Raw genomic sequence first — 17,251 nt, forward strand, 5'->3', positions numbered from 1 at the left:
GAATGACGATAGACAACCTTTTACTATTACTAACGATTATTATGGTTGGTACCTATTTTCAAACCGTGACAGGTTTTGGGCTGGGGATCATTGCAATAGGGGCGACAACGGCTTTTGAGTTAACGACAGTTGCGATAATGGCGGCAGTGGTCAGCTTGATCACGCTAGCAAATTGCGCTTTTGCTTTGCCTGGTGCTACACGGACGGTTGATTGGAAAGCCGTTCGGGCTGTCGTTATAGGGGTACTGCCAGGTGTGGTTGCTGGCGTGCTGTTGCTAGAATTTTTGAGCTATTCAGCGGCGAGTGTATTGCAGTGTTTAGTCGGGATTATGATTGTTTACAGTGGCATTAATTTTATGCTGCGGCCAAAACAGCAAACAGAGCGTTCGGGTAACACCAGCTTTTTTGTTAGTGGGTTTGGCTCTGGTTTGACTGGAGGCCTCTTTGGTATGGCTGGGCCGCCACTTGTTTATCAGTTCTACCGTCAGCCATTTGATATTCATATTATCCGTAATATGCTCTTGGTCGTTTTCGCATGCACCTCTGCATCACGTAGTGTCTTCATTGGTGTGCAAGGCCAGTTGAATACTGAAATATTGTTGCTATCAGCCATTGCGTTACCTGTTGTGAGCCTGACAACTTATCTTGGCCGCCGCTTTCCACCGCCATTTAGCGCTGAAACAATGCGACGTATGGTGTTTAGTTTGCTGATGGTTATCGGCCTTTACTTAACAGTGTCGGCAATACAAACAATGCTGGTTTGATAATTGTGGGCATCTGCAAGTTACTCTGCCGTGTTTATTAAAACAAGCCCGAAGGCGGGCTTGTTTGTATCAGGCAGAATAACTATGGAATTAGATGGATTCCGTTTTCCATTTTTTAAAAGGAACCTTCATCAACATCGAGTTGTAGTAACAACGCTTTCCTGTCACTTCCTCAGCTAACCATGAAGGTTTTTCAAACTGTTCATCCTCTGAGCTCAACTCAATTTCTGCAACTACCAGCCCATGGTTATCACCGTAGAATTCATCTACTTCGTAAGTATGCTTACCACAAGCGACCAGATAGCGTGTTTTATCAATTATGCCTGTTTCGCAAATTTCCAGTAACGCCTGAGCTTCTTCTACTGAAATTTCATGCTCCCACTCAAATCGGCTTGCACCCGATTCACTACCAATTCCTTTTACGGTCATGAAGCCTTGATCGCCTTTGATTCGCACACGGACAGTACGCTCTGGCACTGAACAAAGATAACCTTGGATAATTCGCGTTTGCGCCATCGCTTGTTGCTTAAACTCATTACTACTRACTAAAAATTTACGTTCAATCTCAATCATATCTAACTCCTAGTTAGTTAATGGGTCTCTAAATTTAGTTGTGGTTGCACATTATCTTCGGCAATAACCCGCTCTGGTTTATGGCGAAGAAAAAGGGAAGTTGCAAGTAAGAAAGTGAGTCCTTCACCAATCGGCAATGCAATCACGAATCGGTTGTCGTCAAGGACTATAAATAACACGATCAACAGTGACGCAGGGAAGATAAGGCTACGGCATAATGAAACTACACCGGATTGGAAAGGCAAGTGAACCGCTGTTAGGTAACCGGATATAGTCATATTAATGCCAGCGAACACAAAAACTGGCCAAATGTAATACAGGAATTCAGTCGCCATCGTGACGGTGGTTTCAGTACCTTGAACATCAAGGAACATATAAATCAGTGATTCATTAAAAAACAGTAAAATGAAAATAAACAATGCGCTGACTAAGGAACTCATCGCAAAAGTGATGTTTAAAAACTGTTTTAGTCGCTGGATGTTTTTTGCCCCAAAGTTCTGACTAAGCATGACTTGTGCTGTATCGGAAATGGAGAAAAAGATCATGAACCCAATCATCAACAAATAGTTTAACACCGTGATGGCAGCGACGCCTTCAACACCCGCACGAGAAATGAGCATCAAATTAAAAATAAGCGCAATAATCCCGCCAGAAATTTCATTAATGAATTCTGATAGGCCATTGTAGGCCGATTGAAACACTTCCGACCATTTTCTCTGACGCAATGAGAAATGCAGTTTCCGCTTGGAGCTACAGAAATAGGTTAATAGGGTGAGCAGTGGAAACAGCTGTGATAAACCGGTAGCCCAAGCGGCACCTGTTAGTCCCCAGTCCAACACGGCGATTAATAGGTAATCAAGTGCGATATTAAGTACCGAGCCAATGACTAATGCGGTAGCCGCGAGGGTAGGGAAGCCATCAAGCCTGACAAAAAAGTACAGCACAATGGTAATTAACTGTGCTAAAAGGAACGGCATAATCACACGATAATATTGGCTCATTAACGGGATCAAATCTTCGCCTGCACCGAGTAGCCTGAACAAGAAAGGTTCGAAAAGTAGACCTATAGTGATGATGAAGATGGCATATAAAACGACTGTTATCAGAATTTTACTAAATATGGCCGAAGCTGCTGTCGTGTTCTCTTCTCCAAGGTACTTGCCAGCCCTCACCGACCCACCAATGGATAGCATTAAACCAACGCCAAATAATACTGACAATATTGGAATGATCAGATTAACTGCAGCCAGTGCTGATACACCGACAAAATTGCCGATAAATATACCATCGACAATTGAGGCTGAACTCATCGCCAGCATCCCTACGATGGAGGGCACTAGGTACTTTAAAAATGTGGTGAGAATAGGTCCATTGGTGGCACTGTTTTCTTGGTCAAGTTGGGGTTGCATGAAGGTCTCAGGTTAATAATATACGCGAGGGGCACGATACCAATTATTGATAGTGAACACTAGTCGACAGTGCTCTGCGAAGAACACCGTGTCGCCTATGGCAACCTACATCGACTAGTTCAGGTGAAAGAAGGGTAATTTGATGGCAGCTTTTTGTTATTAGCGCACTTGAGAGTTTGCTTTAATGTATTTCTTTACTTTCTTCATTGCCATTTGACGCTTTAATGGCGATAGGTAGTCAATGAATAAGTTACCCGAGAGATGGTCTATTTCATGCTGCATTACTATTGCTAGAAACTCACCGCTTTCAATTGTGATTGGTTTACCTTTACGATCTAAAGCAGACACCACTACTGAAGAAAAACGTTCTACATCCGCATAATAATCTGGAACGGATAAACATCCTTCTTGGCCTAACGCTTTATTGCTACCGCTGACAACCTCAGGATTGACCAAAATGAGTGGTTCATCTCGATTATCAGAAAGATCGATGACTACGACAGCTTCTTTGCGACCAACCTGCGTAGCCGCTAAGCCAATTCCATTCTCAGTAGCGTAAAGCGTTTCCAACATATCGTCGATTAATGTTTGTATGGAGTCTATGTTGCACACTTTATCAGCAACAACTTTAAGCCTTGGATCTGGAGCGGTGAGAATATCTAAAACTGCCATAATTACCTTTTTACTCTTCTAAATTCATAGTGCGTTATCATAAACGAAATAGATTGGCATATCACATAGCATGAATTGTATTCTTTGTGGAATATCGCATTTTTTTGTTAAGTTTTCTCTTTGGGTATATTTGTATTTGACTCTAAAGTAGTACTCTATTTTATCTTAAAGTTAATGCGTATCAATGAAAGTTTAGATGTTAGTTTTACCATCACACCTGTTGTTAATAAGTGCTTATAATGCAGAAAAAATTTCATATGGTGCTGCTTTGACTTTTATTGAATCAATGACTTTAATGTTTGCCTTAATGTATAGTGTAAGCTTACTTTATAGCAGTGGACAAAAATTGGGGGCTGCAGTTGCGGCAACTATTGTGTTCAGTGCAACCTTAGCCACATTATACTGGCCACTATTATTAGCATTAACCCTAGCTGTTATTATTATCACAGGTTTCCATAAAGTTTATCCTGAAGCTGCACAAGCAAACCAAAGGCCAAATATTCTTCGTAATGTTTGCCAACATACAATGGCATTATCTTTCTTTTTTGTCGCAATTCAATATGTCATTCATACAGCACTATTAGCTACGCAAATTTCTCCGAATTTTTTGCGCCCTGATGTGATTGATGCCTTTTTACCTATTGCCGCCGCCATTGAACTAAAAGCAATTGTTAGCCTTGGCTTTTGGGACCAAACTCATCCTGCTGGTGCAGTAATGTTATTAACCGTACTGATTACTGGTTTTTTTTGTAAACGAGCGTTTTGTGGTTGGATATGCCCATTAGGCCTTGCAGGTGAGTACATCTATAATTGGCGGGTAAATTTAATTAAAAAAGTTTATCGAGTACCAATATGGTTAGATTGGCCTTTGAGGATGATTAAGTACCTATTGTTGGCTTTTTTTACTTTCATTTCACTTGGTATGCACCCTGATAATATTCCATATTACCTTAATGGTAATTATCACAAAATTGCAGATGTAAAAACGGCATGGTTATTTGTTGCACCGGGCACTATTACATTGGTAGTGCTTGGCGTCATTCTATTTATATCGGCTTGGCGTAATAGAGCATTCTGTCGCTATTTTTGTCCTTATGGTGCACTTTTAGGGTTAGTGAGTTTTGTCAGCCCATTTAAAATTCGTAGAGAAAAGAACCACTGCTTGAATGGGTGCGGTGATATGAATTGCGACAAATGTACTCGTGCCTGCCCCTCTAACATCATCATTCACACCGCAACACAAATTCGAACAGATGAGTGCCAAGCTTGTATGCGTTGTGTTTCGGCTTGCCCTAAAAAAGAAGCATTAGGTTTTAAAGCTCGCAATGGTTGGCAACTTTCAAGCAAACAGTTAATGATTACAGTATTTATTATTATGTTTGGGATCCCATTATTAGCTTTTGCTAGTGGTTTTTGGCACAGTCAAACCAGTAACGAAATTCGAATTCAGCTTATACAAGTAATGGATTTAATCAGTTATTAATTAAGACAAGGCTATGTTAATGAAGTTTGTGCCACTCTTGCTCAAGTTTCTATTAAGAGGCCTGAGTTGCTTAATCTGGGGCAAATTGGGTGATTAAATTGTGGACTTTATCCCTAACTAGCTCCCTAAATGCAATCACTGCGGGGCTGACCTGTTTTCTGTTCGGGCTGATTAAATGCAGCTCAACAGGCGGTGATTCATAATCAGGTAAAAGCGCTATAAGCTGACCGCTACGTAAGTCTGAATAAACATCTATATGGGATCGGTATGCAATGCCTTTCCCACTAACTGCCCATCGTCTTACTATGTCTGTATCATTGCTAACCCTATTGCTGTTTACTTTTATTTTGTACGTAGCTGAGTTGTCCATGTACTCCCAATTGTCTAAAAGGCGGCTTGCTCGACGATGAAGCAGGCAGTTGTGGTTACGTAGATCTTCCGGGGTTTGTGGTTCACCGTATTTCGATATATAGGCTGGGGACGCGCAGGTGATTCTACTCATGGTGGCAATATGAAATGAGACCATAGACGAGTCCTCGGGTTTCCCATAACGAAGTGCTATATCAACGTGGTCAAGGAAGAAATCTGAAATTGAATCACCGACTATTAGGTCAATTGACAATAAAGGATGCTCTTCAAGTAACTCTTCAATCCAGAGGAGAAGAATATTTCGACCGAAGTCTGATGATACGGCTAGCCGGATCTTACCACTTACCTTACCTTGTGATTGATGTGCTGATATACGACCTTGCTCTAAACAATCTAATGCTTGGCGACAGTGAAACAAGAATTGCTCGCCTTGTGGTGTGATTCTTAACTGTCTTGTCGTCCTGATAAGTAGTTGTATATCGAGTTGTTTCTCTAGTCTCTTTAAAGCAGAACTGACCGCCGCAGGCGTGATATTCAGTTGATTTGCGGTTTCTGTAATGCTGCCTGTTTCAACGATTCGAATGAATAGCTTTAAATCTGATGTGTTCATTATTAACTTTTATTTAATAGTGTTTGTATTATTAGTACGTTTTTAGTTTAGTAAAAGTCATCAATAATGTCTCTAATAAAATTAACGGCCATTGCTTAAAGCGTCGGCCCTCTAAGAGATAGATATGACAAAACAATTTAACAACAGTGATTTACTTGGGCGTTCATTAGCGCTTCCTTGTGGTGTAATCATTAAAAACCGCCTGATGAAATCTGCGATGTCAGATTCACTTGCCGATGGAGAAGGTAACCCTACGGAGGCTCAAATTCGACTTTATGAACGATGGGCAGAAGGCGGTATTGGGTTATCGGTTGTTGGTGAAGTGCAAGTGGATCCTAGGTTTCCTGAAAAGCCGGGAAACCTCGTGTTAGATGAAAAATCGAACTTAAAAGCGCTGCGGGTATTAACTTCCCGAGCTTCAATTAATAATGCTCACATATGGCCTCAGTTAGGTCATGCTGGTGGATTAGCATACCAGCCACTTAGCCAGCCAAAGGGTCCATCAGCCCTTAAGGTTGGTGAGTTTCAATGTTCCGGAATGACAGAGAAAGAGGTGGCACAGCTTCCAGACATATATGCCAAGGCTGCGATAATAGCAAAAGAGGCCGGTTTTACAGGTGTTCAAATTCATGCTGGTCATGGTTTTTTGCTAAGCCAGTTTTTGTCGCCATTATTTAATCGTCGTAAAGACCAATATGGGGGTTCAATAAAAGCTCGTAGCCAAATTGTTGTCGAGATCATTGAAAGAGTGCGATGTGCTGTAGGCTGTACTTTTCCAATAGGCATTAAAATGAACACGTCTGATTTATTAGACGGTGGATTGACTCAGGAAGATGCTTTAAAAGTCGTTCGCATTTTAGATCAGACTTCAATCGACTTGATAGAGTTAAGCGGAGGCTCTTATTTTCCAGGTGCTGAGTCGAGTTCTGATAGCGCTTCGAGTGGCCCATATTTTGTTAATTTTGCAGAAAAAGCTAGGCATTTAACGAATATTCCTTTGATCGTTACGGGAGGCTTTAAAACACGGGAGCAAGTCGTAGATACCTTACACTCGGGAGTTGTCAACTTAGTTGGGTTAGGGCGAGCCTTAATACTTCGCCCTGAACTCCCCAATGCGTGGATAAAGGGGGAGGACATTACTCTTGATTTTCCTATATTCAAATCACCGCCTCGGGGGGGAGTCACAGCATGGTATACAATGCTTCTAACCGCAATTGGCAATAATAACGAAAAAAATTTCGATTCAGCACTATTGTCAGCAATTGAGGTATATGAAAAGCGTGATAAAGCGCGTGTTATGAAATGGCTTGCCAGATATCAATAGTACTTACTGAGTCACAGTAGTTAGTGTATTAAGCAGCTTGTTCTTTCTTTATCTAGCAATCTTTATTCTCAACGCTATTTTTACTTACGTTGGGCAATAAGTGTCACTATTTCATTGAGTTGCTCCTGAGTAATCGATTCGCCAATATCGAGAGCAAGGTTGTGGCGGTAGTAAGGGCTAAGATCTAACCCGACGCCAAGTCCGTATATTTCTACTTCGTTGCTTGCTTCGTAACGCTGAACGATGTCTTTAAGGTGGTTATCGAGGTAGTACTTATCATTAGTGAGGTTTGTTGCTGTGTCCATTGGGCAGCCATCTGAAATAACAAAGAGCAGCTTCCTTTGTTCTGAACGTTGGTAAAGTCGTTGGCATGCCCAATGTACAGCTTCACCATCTATACCTTCTTTGAATAAATCTGCTTTTAATAATGCGGCAATATCTTTGCGTGTGTGTCGCCAGTTGCTCTCGGCATCCTTAAAGATCAAATGGCAACATTCATTCAATCGCCCAGGCAGAGAAGGGCGACCTTGTTTTAGCCAATCAGTATAGGCTTTACCACCATTCCAGCTATTTGTGGTGAAACCAAGTACTTCACTGCTGATCCCAGCTAGACCGAGTGCTTTGATCATGACGTCCACTAACATAGTGATATGGTTAATATGTTCGCGCATCGAGCCAGAGCAATCAATTAAAAAACTGACAACACTGTTTGGCCGCTGACGATAGTATTCAGTGCAGAAAACACGAGTTTCACTGGGGGAGCTGATGAGCTGGCTGAGCCTACGTCCATCGATGTAGCCTTCTTCTTCGCCGTACAGCCAGCCATCACGCTCAGGTTTATTTAAGATCGCGGCTAGTTGACGAGAGAGTAACTTAACATTCACCCCTTGCTGCTGAATACGCTCATCAAGTTGCTGACGAAGCTCTGTTAAGAGTGCTTTGCGAACGAGTTTGGTTGCGTGTATTTCGCGATCATATTGAGAGGTAAATACTTGGTAATCTGTATGGCTATCATGAAAGGTGGAGCTTCTTCCGCTAGCCACAGTCGCCATTGCTACACTTTCTTCATTATCAAAGTCTAATAGCAATGAAAATGCTGAGATAGTCTCATCGGTATCATTCTTGTCTTCAACTGCGTGCAACGCTCGTTCATCTTCAATCATTTCATTGATGACTGAAGCGATATAAAGAGCGTGTTCAGCATAAGCTTGCTGATTGACGCGATATTGGCGTAATCCGGCTAAAGCTATACCGACTAGCGGAACGATACCTGCACGGGTTGCTTCTATGTGATCTTCTATCTGCGGGTTAATGGGTTTACTGTATAGTCGGGAGCGAACGATTTGTACGACGGTAAACAGTAAGATCCCCAAGTGGCTTTCTGTTAAGCCAGATGCATAGAATTCTTTACTCCAAGACTGGAAATTTCCCTCGATATTGACCTTCATGCCTGGCATTGCTTCTGGGGCATGTGTCTCGCAACGAAACTGCTCAAGTATTTCGAATATGAGCCTCGCTACTGGTTCTTTTGGGCATAACTGTTGGTGTAAGTCTTCATTGCAGTGGAGTAATCGTAGCGAGACTGAATCAACTTTTCCCCGTTTATGACTAAATGGAAGGATTCCATATTCAGTGCTGGAAGTATTATCTCTAAGGTGTGCTGCGTGTATAGGAACGAGTTCCTGATCGCGGTAAAGCTTGTCACCACGAAAGTGGAGCCTTGGCTCGTTACTCAACGCTCTTGCTGCTGCGGCACATAAATTTTGGCTTTTCTGATATTGGCGATCCATTGGTTTCACTTTAGTTCTCCAGCTTGAATTACCCACGATTCTTCTAACTCTTCATCAAAGCAACGTTGGTAATACTCAGCGACGAGAGGGCGTTCAAATTCATCGCACTTATTTAAGAACGACAGGCGAAAAGCCTGCGAGGGGCTATTAAATATCTCGCAATTTTCAGCCCAAGTGATCACCGTTCGTGGTGACATCAAGGTTGATAAATCGCCTGCAGCAAAGCCTTTACGTGTTAAGTCGGCCAATGCGACCATGCGTTGTATTAACTTTCTGCCTTGCGTTGTGTCTTTGCTGGGTACTCTGGCTAATACGATCGCCGCTTCTTCCTGTGGAGGAAGATAATTAAGGCTGGCAACGATGTTCCAACGATCAATCTGGGCGTGGTTCAAGACTTGAGTGCCATGGTAAAGCCCAGATAGGTTACCGAGGCCAACAGTATTTGACGTTGCAAATAAGCGAAACGCACTGTGAGGGTGAATGACTTTATTTTGGTCAAGTAGTGTGAATTTGCCGTCACGCTCAAGTATTCGTTGAATAACAAACATCACATCAGGTCGACCAGCATCATACTCATCAAAGATCAGCGCAACAGGGCGTTGTAATGACCAAGGGACAATGCCTTCCTGAAATTCAGTGACTTGCTTACCATCGCGAATGACAATTGCATCTTTACCCACGAGATCAAGCCGGCTTAGGTGGCCGTCTAAGTTGACGCGAACACAAGGCCAATTCAGCCGAGCTGCAACTTGCTCGATGTGCGTCGATTTACCTGTGCCGTGCATACCTTGGATCATGGTACGGCGATCTTGAGCAAAGCCAGCCAGAATGGCTAATGTGACTTCGGGGTTGAAACGATAAGCATGATCAATTTCAGGCACATGATCATCTCGAGAGCTAAAAGCCGGCACCTGTAGATCGGTATCAATTCCAAATAATTGCCTAACTGACACCATTTGATCGGGTCTACACATCGCGATATCTGTCATCTCTCTTCCTTAATTATCTAATTGAGAGTCGATACATCGACAGCTTTTCTGATTTCTCGACAATGCATTCTTTCCCACTTAGCGGTAAAGCGGAATATCAAAATAGTAAAAATGGTGACCTCGTATCACTTTTCGGAATAATTTGTATCAATTATGTGTTTTTTGTTGACGAATAAAAAATGACCGACTAGGGTTATTTTGAATTCGAAATATTGAAACGATAAGTTCCACTTTATGGATATGGAATCCATCACCAAGGAGATACAGATAATGAACGAACTAGATGCACGTACTGTTGTAAGTGGCCCGACTAAAATGACCCCTTCTGAAGCATTTGTTGAAACCATGGTTGCCAATGGTGTGACCGATATGTTCGGGATTATGGGTTCCGCATTTATGGATGCGATGGACATTTTTGCACCAGCAGGCATTCGTCTAATTCCAGTTGTACATGAGCAGGGCGCAGCTCATATGGCTGATGGTTATTCTCGTGTGTCAGGAAATCATGGCGTGGTGATTGGTCAAAACGGCCCTGGTATTAGTAACTGCGTAACTGCGGTTGCAGCAGCGTATTGGGCTCATAGCCCTGTGGTTGTTATAACACCTGAAACGGGCACGACAACAATGGGGTTAGGGGGCTTTCAGGAGTGTAACCAGTTACCTATGTTCCAAGAGTTCACTAAATATCAGGGGCATGTAACACACCCGTCTCGTATGGCTGAATACACAGGCCGCTGTTTTGACCGCGCGATGAGTGAAATGGGGCCAACGCAGCTGAATATTCCTCGTGACTACTTCTATGGTGAAGTGACGTGCGAAATTCCAAAACCTGCTCGTCTTGATCGTGGGCCTGGTGGTGATCAGAGCCTTAATGACGCTGCTGACTTATTGGCAGAGGCTAAGTTCCCAGTGATTATTTCTGGGGGCGGTGTCGTCATGTCGGGTGCAATCGAAGAGTGTAAAGCACTGGCAGAACGTCTAGGGGCGCCAGTTGTGAATAGTTACCTACATAACGACTCATTCCCTGCAAGCCATCCACTATGGTGTGGTCCATTGGGTTATCAAGGCTCTAAAGCGGCAATGAAACTGATCTCGCAAGCTGATGTTGTTATTGCACTAGGTTCGCGCTTAGGTCCATTCGGTACATTGCCTCAGCATGGTATGGAATATTGGCCGAAAGATGCCAAGATCATCCAAATTGATGCCGACCACAAGATGCTGGGCTTGGTGAAGAAGATTTCTGTTGGTATTTGTGGTGATGCTAAGGCTTCGGCTGTTGCATTGGGTGAGCGTCTTGAAGGCAGAACACTTGCGTGTGATGCAACGAAAGATGATCGTTTTAATAAGGTACAGGCAGAGAAAGAGATTTGGGAGAAAGAGCTGGATGAATGGACACATGAACGTGACCAGTTCAGCCTTGATATGATTGAACAGAATGCTCAGGAAAAGCCGTTTTCTGGTGGTGAGTACCTGCACCCACGTCAGGTATTGCGTGAATTAGAAAAAGCGATGCCAGAAGATGTAATGGTTTCAACGGACATTGGTAATATCAACTCAATTGCTAATAGCTACCTCCGTTTTGAAAAACCACGTAGCTTCTTTGCTGCAATGAGCTTTGGTAACTGTGGCTACGCATTCCCGACCATTATTGGCGCAAAAGCGGCGGCACCACATCGCCCAGCGATTTCGTATGCGGGTGACGGTGCTTGGGGAATGAGCCTAATGGAAACAATGACGTGTGTACGTCACAACATTCCAGTAACAGCGGTTGTCTTCCATAATCGCCAATGGGGTGCAGAGAAGAAGAACCAGGTTGATTTCTATAACCGTCGATTTGTTGCTGGAGAGTTAGATAACCAAAGCTTCGCTGAAATTGCGACGGCGATGGGCGCAGAAGGGATCACGGTTGACCGCCTTGAAGATGTCGGTCCTGCACTACAGAAAGCGGTAGACATGCAAATGAATGAAGGCAAAACAACTGTCATTGAAATCATGTGTACACAAGAGCTTGGCGACCCGTTCCGTCGTGACGCACTATCTACGCCGGTACGCTTCTTAGATAAGTATAAAGATTACGTTTAATTACGCGTAACTCGATGAGCCTGACTGCTATTGGGTCAGGCTCCTTTATACATGAAGCGAGGCAGTGGCAATGACAACCAGAGCGTCGAATATCGGCCCCTCAAAAGGGCCTAAACTCATATTTAGTGATATGAGTGTCGTTTTACCCGGCTTTTTACTTTGTAGTGTGATAGCTGCGGCAGCATCATTTGTCGCGGGTCAATATGGCGGACCCACTTTTCTATATGCCTTATTAATCGGTATCGCTTTTCATTTTTTATCTGATAACCATAAATGTATTCCTGGCATAGAGATGTCAGCCAAGAAATTAGTACGTATTGGTGTGGCGTTACTCGGCGTCAGAATTGCAATCAGCGATGTGAACGCGATTGGTGCTGTCGGTGTGGTTGCGTTGGCGGGGGCAGTAGTACTTACTATTGGTTTCAGTTTGTTGTTAGCTCGTTTACTGAAATTACCGTCGATGTTGGGTTTGTTGTCGGGGGGCGCAACGGGGATCTGCGGAATATCAGCGGCGATGGCCATTTCATCTACTCTGCCGCAAAATCGTGATAATGAACACTTCACATTACTGACCGCCATTGGGGTCGCCAGCTTCTCGACCGTTGCTATGGTGTTATATCCGTTAGTGGTGTCAGTGTTAGGGCTAACAAATGCGGAAGCTGGCTTGTTTCTCGGCGGCTCAATTCATGACGTTGCACAGGTTGTTGGTGCTGGGTTCATGATTTCATCTGAGGTTGGTGACTCTGCAACGTTAGCGAAAATGTTTAGGGTTGCCATGTTAATGCCTGTGGTGGTGCTGTTTGCATTTGCCTTTCGTTCGGCAAGGGAAGCGAGCGGTGAAGACGCTGTATCTAAACAGCCTATTGTGCCTTTCTTTTTAGTTGTATTTATTGGGTTGGTGACCGTAAATAGTATGGGGTGGATCCCACCTGAAGCTGTCACGCTCAGCTCCGATATTTCTAAGTGGTGCCTAGTCATTTCTATTGCCGCACTGGGTGTTAAAACTTCTTTTGAAAAGCTATCAGAGCTCGGCTGGAAACCAATTATTTTGTTACTCGGAAATGCTGTGTTTATTGCCATGTATATGTTGGCTGTTGTTTATCTGTCGCGTTTTATTTCTTAAACGTTGTTAAGCATTAATACTCAGGAGGGAGTATGAATTCTTTACCTCATATAGGTTCATTAACTAAATACTTAACGGTTATTGATGAAATAAGCCAAAGTGGTGAATTGGTGTTATTTCGAGGGCAACCAAATAAGCGGAAATCATTATTACCGTCTATTGCGAGAGAAAGTGAAAATGTAAATTCAATATCAAAAGAAAAAGAAATGCTTGATTATTTGTATCGTCTAGGGCGAAACAAGTTTGAAACGCAAGAGATGGACTATTGGGGCCTATTATCGGAAGCGCACCATCATGGCTTAAAAACACGATTACTCGACTGGAGTAGTAACCCTTTGGTTGCACTATGGTTTGCATGCCAAACACCCGGTTTCCAACCACATGTTTACGTGCTTAAGGCTGATGAGCGCCAGAAAGTCGATTTTGCGAGTGACCCTTTTGAACAAACAGAAACGAAAGTGTTTCTACCGCCTGTTTCATTCCCAAGGGTGAAGGCGCAAAGTAATTGGTACAGTATACATCCATCATTAAATGATCATGCTAGTGGTCAGCGTTTTACTCCTTTCGAAAATGAAATTACGAACAATGATGAAATGTATGAAATTCCAATTTTGCCTGAAATGAAAGAGCAATTATTGAAAGATCTTGATAAATGCGGTGTTAATGAAAGGCTTATTTATCCGGATTTAACGGGGTTATGTTTACATATCAACAAATTGTTTGAGCAACCACCAGAAACGGATATTGAATTGAGTGCTGGTGGTGACGATTCAACTGACTTGTTACTAACATCAAATTTATTCGATTATCAGCGTTCACCATCAGAAAGCGTATTAGCAAATGGATCTCTGCAGCAGTTAACACGGCGTGAGACTGTTGATGGCTTTCAGCAATACCGTCATACCTATACCAAAGACTTTGACTTTGATTAGTGCTCGTAAACTAATAAATTAAGGCCCTAAACGCAGCGTCGCCTCAACAGGTACTATTCTTGTTGAGGCGACGTCGTGTATTCGTTGGTAAATACAATCGTTAATGATTTTATCTTCCTTAAAGTTCGAGTGCTGATTCAAGCTTCTGAGCAGCAACACGGACTTTTGGGGCAAGGGTTAGAAGGCTAGAAAGTGATTGTCTGATTGTTGGTGCATGAACTGCTACCGTTGCTTGTAGTTGTCCAACTGAATTATAAATCGGTACTGCAATAGCTACCATACCATCTATTAACTCTTCGTTATCAGTGCTTATTTGTTGATCAGCTATTTTTTCTAGCTCTTTTTCAAGTTTGCCTATATTCGTAATTGAATTTTTTGTGCAAGCTTCTAATTGAATGTTAGCTAGAATAGCGCGACGTTTATGACTTGGCATAAGGGATAAGAACAACTTACCACTTGCTGTACAGTGCAAAGGTAATCGTGAGCCTGGTTTTAATTGTACCATCACAGGCCAATTCGCCTCGACTCGTTCAAAGTAAAGTATTTCATGGCCATCGAGAAGAGTGATATTACATGTTTCTTTAATGTCTTGGCTCAGCTTTTGTAATATCGCGCGACGAGGAGCACCTACATCAGACTGTGATATGACGTCTATAGCCATTTTTCTCAGTTTAGGCCCTGGCGATAAGTAACGGCCTTGAGGTTCCTTTTGAATCACACCTTCTTGCTCAAGTTGGCTGATAATTCGGTGTATTGTTGCTTTTGGAATGTCTAGTTGCTGGCATATATCTGCTGCGGTAATAGGCCTATTGTCTTTAAGCATTACATCAATAATGCTGAGAGCACGCAACAGTGTGGAATTTGTATTACTGGATGTTATGCTCATGTATTACCTCCTACAAACAATAACTTATCATTACATGTTGCTTACGTTGTGTAAATGTTGCTTTTTTGGTCTGTTTATTCTTGTTATAGAAATTGCGGCACTAAAAGTGATTACATTGGGTAAACGATTCTTTTTATACACGGTGTTAGAATAATTCTAGTGGAGTGTTTGTTGACTTGTGAGTAGCGATAAGTGGCTGAGCATTGATACTGAACCGCCACTTATAAGTATGAGCTGGGCTTCAAAATGTTGTTGTTAGGATAGGATTGTAAAGTAACGGTATTTATTACTTTTATATAGGAGTTAGTGTAACTAATTCCTATTTGTCATTTATGCTGAGCCAAACTGAACCAAAAACAATGAAATGTTTGGTAGCAATGCAATCAAAATCCAACTCAAGAGTAAAGCCATAAAATATGGAATGACATAGCGAACAAGTTTAATATATGGAATGCCTGTCACACTACTTGCTACATATAAATTCAGTCCAAAGGGCGGGGTGATAAAGCCGATTGCAGCGCCCACCAGAAAAATCACGGCAAAATGAATTGGATCGATTCCAATTCCTTGCGCTATTGGAGCTAATATTGGTGCGAGTATAATGGTGACGGGGAGGCTCTCAAGAATCATTCCTGCAAACAAAACAATACCCATACATGCAAATAATATTGGGAAATAACCCCCGACATTATTCAACAAGGTATCAAGAGCTTCACCAACACCAAGTAATGACAATATTTGTTGCATTACCACTGAAATTGCAATTAATGGAGCCAGCATCCCAGTGATCTGTCCCGATCTTAACATGATTTTTGGTATCGACTTAAGGCTTAGCTCTTTGGTTAAAATAGCGCCCGCGATAATGGTGAAGCCGACTGTGAAAGCAGCAGCCTCAGTAGGTGAAAATTTACCTGAATAGATACCATATATTACAACGCCAATGGTAATAAAGCCTAAGTAAGCCTTACCTGCGGCTTTAATACTGGTTTTAGCTCTGAATGGAATAACGGTTCCCCAGCCATTTTTCTTAGCCATGATATGGCAGGTAAACATCATCGCGATAACCATTAATGTCCCTGGTAGCATACCAGCGATAAACAAGTCACTGATGGATAAGTTCATCATAAACCCATAGACAATGAAGATAATGCTAGGTGGTATAATGATACCAACTGTCCCGCCCGATGCTGCTGTGGCAGCAGCAAAACGGTCATCATAGCCGTTTTGCTTCATTTCGGGTGCCATGATCGATCCTATTGTGGCAGTAGTACCAGCATTTGAGCCAGAAATGGCGGCAAACATCCCACAGGCACCTATTGCAGCCATTCCCATCCCCCCTCGTATAAAGCCAAGGCTAGAGTAAGCGAAATCTGAAAGTCGCTTTGCAATACCTGCAGCATTAATTAAATCGCCTGTAAGAATAAAGAGTGGTAAAGCCAATAAACCGAAAAAGTTTAATCCTTCAAATAATGTGACGCCAATGTTAGCCAGTGTAAAGTCAATTATAATGCTCGTACCTACTACCCATAAGCCAATAACCAAAAAAATAGGAACACCAAGAAGAAATAAGACACTGACCGTCAAAGTAGTAATCATAATTAATAAATTATCTGACATAGTAATACCCGTTAGTCCATGACTGAGGTTTGTAGTAGGAAGCTTTCTTTACGTTTAAACCTCAAGTAATCTTCGCGGAGGTTTTGTAATACCCTAAATATAATTAGGCTCCAGCCTAAAGGAGTTGCTAGATAAAACCACCACTGCATAACATCATCAGTACCTTGTACAATGGCGTAATTATCATAGGCAATATAGACCTGCTCATAGGAGAAGAATATTACGATAACGGCAAAAACAATCCAAAGAATCGCATCCAGTATAATGCAGGCAAATTGGGCTGTGTAAGGTAACCGCATACGTAATTCGTTTAACGATAAGTGAGTTCTTTTTTTGACATTAAGTGCAGCGCCAACCCAAGTCAGCCATAGAAAAAGCAATACCGGAATACTGGTGCTCCATGGTGACTGAACACTGAAGACAAATCGCCGTATAATTTCGGTGAAAATAATTGTTGTCATCATTGAATAACATAAGATGATCACCGTTTTTTCAATATTTCCATTTAACCAAGATAGTGCGCTCTTTATTAGTTTGATGGTATTGTTATGATCTTCAGGGGCGGGTAGTTCATAAGCCTTGTTCATGTTTCTTCCTTACATTATGCCATTAAACAAAGCATGTAAAA

Annotated in this window: 15 protein-coding genes; 6 read left to right on the plus strand and 9 right to left on the minus strand. The window is 42.3% G+C overall.

The annotated features are described in order from the left end of the window. Positions 1–2: 2 nt before the first annotated feature. Entirely contained in the window at positions 3–764 is a 762-nt protein-coding gene (locus tag L4D09_RS11080; protein WP_428457572.1) for a sulfite exporter TauE/SafE family protein, read from the plus strand. Between the two features lie 90 nt (positions 765–854). Here the strand turns inward: L4D09_RS11080 and L4D09_RS11085 are convergent, their stop codons facing one another. The 3 genes from L4D09_RS11085 to def all read right to left on the minus strand — a co-directional run bounded on the left by L4D09_RS11085 (position 855) and on the right by def (position 3,418). Further along, positions 855–1,337, minus strand: coding sequence for a CYTH domain-containing protein (locus L4D09_RS11085; protein WP_428457573.1), 483 nt, complete (start codon positions 1,335–1,337; stop codon positions 855–857). A 17-nt stretch (positions 1,338–1,354) separates the two neighbouring features. Beyond that, on the minus strand, positions 1,355–2,746 hold the full coding sequence (locus L4D09_RS11090) for an MATE family efflux transporter (RefSeq protein ID WP_428457574.1): 1,392 nt from the start codon (positions 2,744–2,746) through the stop codon (positions 1,355–1,357). A gap of 159 nt (positions 2,747–2,905) precedes the next feature. Next, positions 2,906–3,418, minus strand: coding sequence for a peptide deformylase (gene def, locus L4D09_RS11095; RefSeq protein ID WP_428457575.1), 513 nt, complete (start codon positions 3,416–3,418; stop codon positions 2,906–2,908). Between the two features lie 268 nt (positions 3,419–3,686). Between def and L4D09_RS11100 the strand changes: the two genes are divergently transcribed. Next, complete coding sequence (locus L4D09_RS11100; protein ID WP_428457629.1) at positions 3,687–4,901, plus strand: 4Fe-4S binding protein; 1,215 nt, start codon at positions 3,687–3,689, stop codon at positions 4,899–4,901. A 70-nt stretch (positions 4,902–4,971) separates the two neighbouring features. Here L4D09_RS11100 and L4D09_RS11105 read toward each other — a convergent pair whose 3' ends face one another. Then, positions 4,972–5,880 (minus strand): LysR family transcriptional regulator, encoded by a 909-nt coding sequence (locus tag L4D09_RS11105; protein WP_428457576.1) that lies wholly within the window; start codon positions 5,878–5,880, stop codon positions 4,972–4,974. Between the two features lie 124 nt (positions 5,881–6,004). On the opposite strand from L4D09_RS11105, the gene L4D09_RS11110 reads away from it, so the two are divergent. Beyond that, a complete protein-coding gene (locus L4D09_RS11110; protein ID WP_428457577.1) occupies positions 6,005–7,204 on the plus strand; it encodes an NADH:flavin oxidoreductase/NADH oxidase family protein in 1,200 nt (399 codons plus the stop codon). 80 nt (positions 7,205–7,284) lie between these two features. Here L4D09_RS11110 and L4D09_RS11115 read toward each other — a convergent pair whose 3' ends face one another. Both L4D09_RS11115 and L4D09_RS11120 read right to left on the minus strand, forming a co-directional pair. Beyond that, positions 7,285–8,994, minus strand: a complete 1,710-nt coding sequence (locus L4D09_RS11115; RefSeq protein ID WP_428457630.1) for a cobaltochelatase CobT-related protein — start codon at positions 8,992–8,994, stop codon at positions 7,285–7,287. A gap of 5 nt (positions 8,995–8,999) precedes the next feature. Then, a complete protein-coding gene (locus tag L4D09_RS11120; RefSeq protein WP_428457578.1) occupies positions 9,000–9,983 on the minus strand; it encodes an AAA family ATPase in 984 nt (327 codons plus the stop codon). A 270-nt stretch (positions 9,984–10,253) separates the two neighbouring features. On the opposite strand from L4D09_RS11120, the gene xsc reads away from it, so the two are divergent. The 3 genes from xsc to L4D09_RS11135 all read left to right on the plus strand — a co-directional run bounded on the left by xsc (position 10,254) and on the right by L4D09_RS11135 (position 14,120). Then, positions 10,254–12,065: a sulfoacetaldehyde acetyltransferase gene (xsc, locus tag L4D09_RS11125; RefSeq protein ID WP_428457579.1), complete on the plus strand. Its 1,812-nt coding sequence runs from the start codon at positions 10,254–10,256 to the stop codon at positions 12,063–12,065. 70 nt (positions 12,066–12,135) lie between these two features. Further along, entirely contained in the window at positions 12,136–13,188 is a 1,053-nt protein-coding gene (locus L4D09_RS11130) for a YeiH family protein (protein WP_428457580.1), read from the plus strand. Positions 13,189–13,220: 32 nt separating this feature from the next. Then, positions 13,221–14,120, plus strand: a complete 900-nt coding sequence (locus tag L4D09_RS11135) for an FRG domain-containing protein (RefSeq protein WP_428457581.1) — start codon at positions 13,221–13,223, stop codon at positions 14,118–14,120. 118 nt (positions 14,121–14,238) lie between these two features. Here L4D09_RS11135 and L4D09_RS11140 read toward each other — a convergent pair whose 3' ends face one another. From L4D09_RS11140 to L4D09_RS11150, 3 genes are all read right to left on the minus strand, one after another. Beyond that, complete coding sequence (locus L4D09_RS11140) at positions 14,239–15,006, minus strand: IclR family transcriptional regulator (protein ID WP_428457582.1); 768 nt, start codon at positions 15,004–15,006, stop codon at positions 14,239–14,241. Positions 15,007–15,336: 330 nt separating this feature from the next. After that, positions 15,337–16,623 (minus strand): TRAP transporter large permease, encoded by a 1,287-nt coding sequence (locus tag L4D09_RS11145; protein ID WP_428457583.1) that lies wholly within the window; start codon positions 16,621–16,623, stop codon positions 15,337–15,339. Positions 16,624–16,634: 11 nt separating this feature from the next. Next, positions 16,635–17,210, minus strand: a complete 576-nt coding sequence (locus L4D09_RS11150; protein ID WP_428457584.1) for a TRAP transporter small permease — start codon at positions 17,208–17,210, stop codon at positions 16,635–16,637. Positions 17,211–17,251: the final 41 nt, after the last annotated feature.

The organism is Photobacterium makurazakiensis (assembly GCF_050336715.1).
Lineage (GTDB): Bacteria > Pseudomonadota > Gammaproteobacteria > Enterobacterales > Vibrionaceae > Photobacterium > Photobacterium makurazakiensis.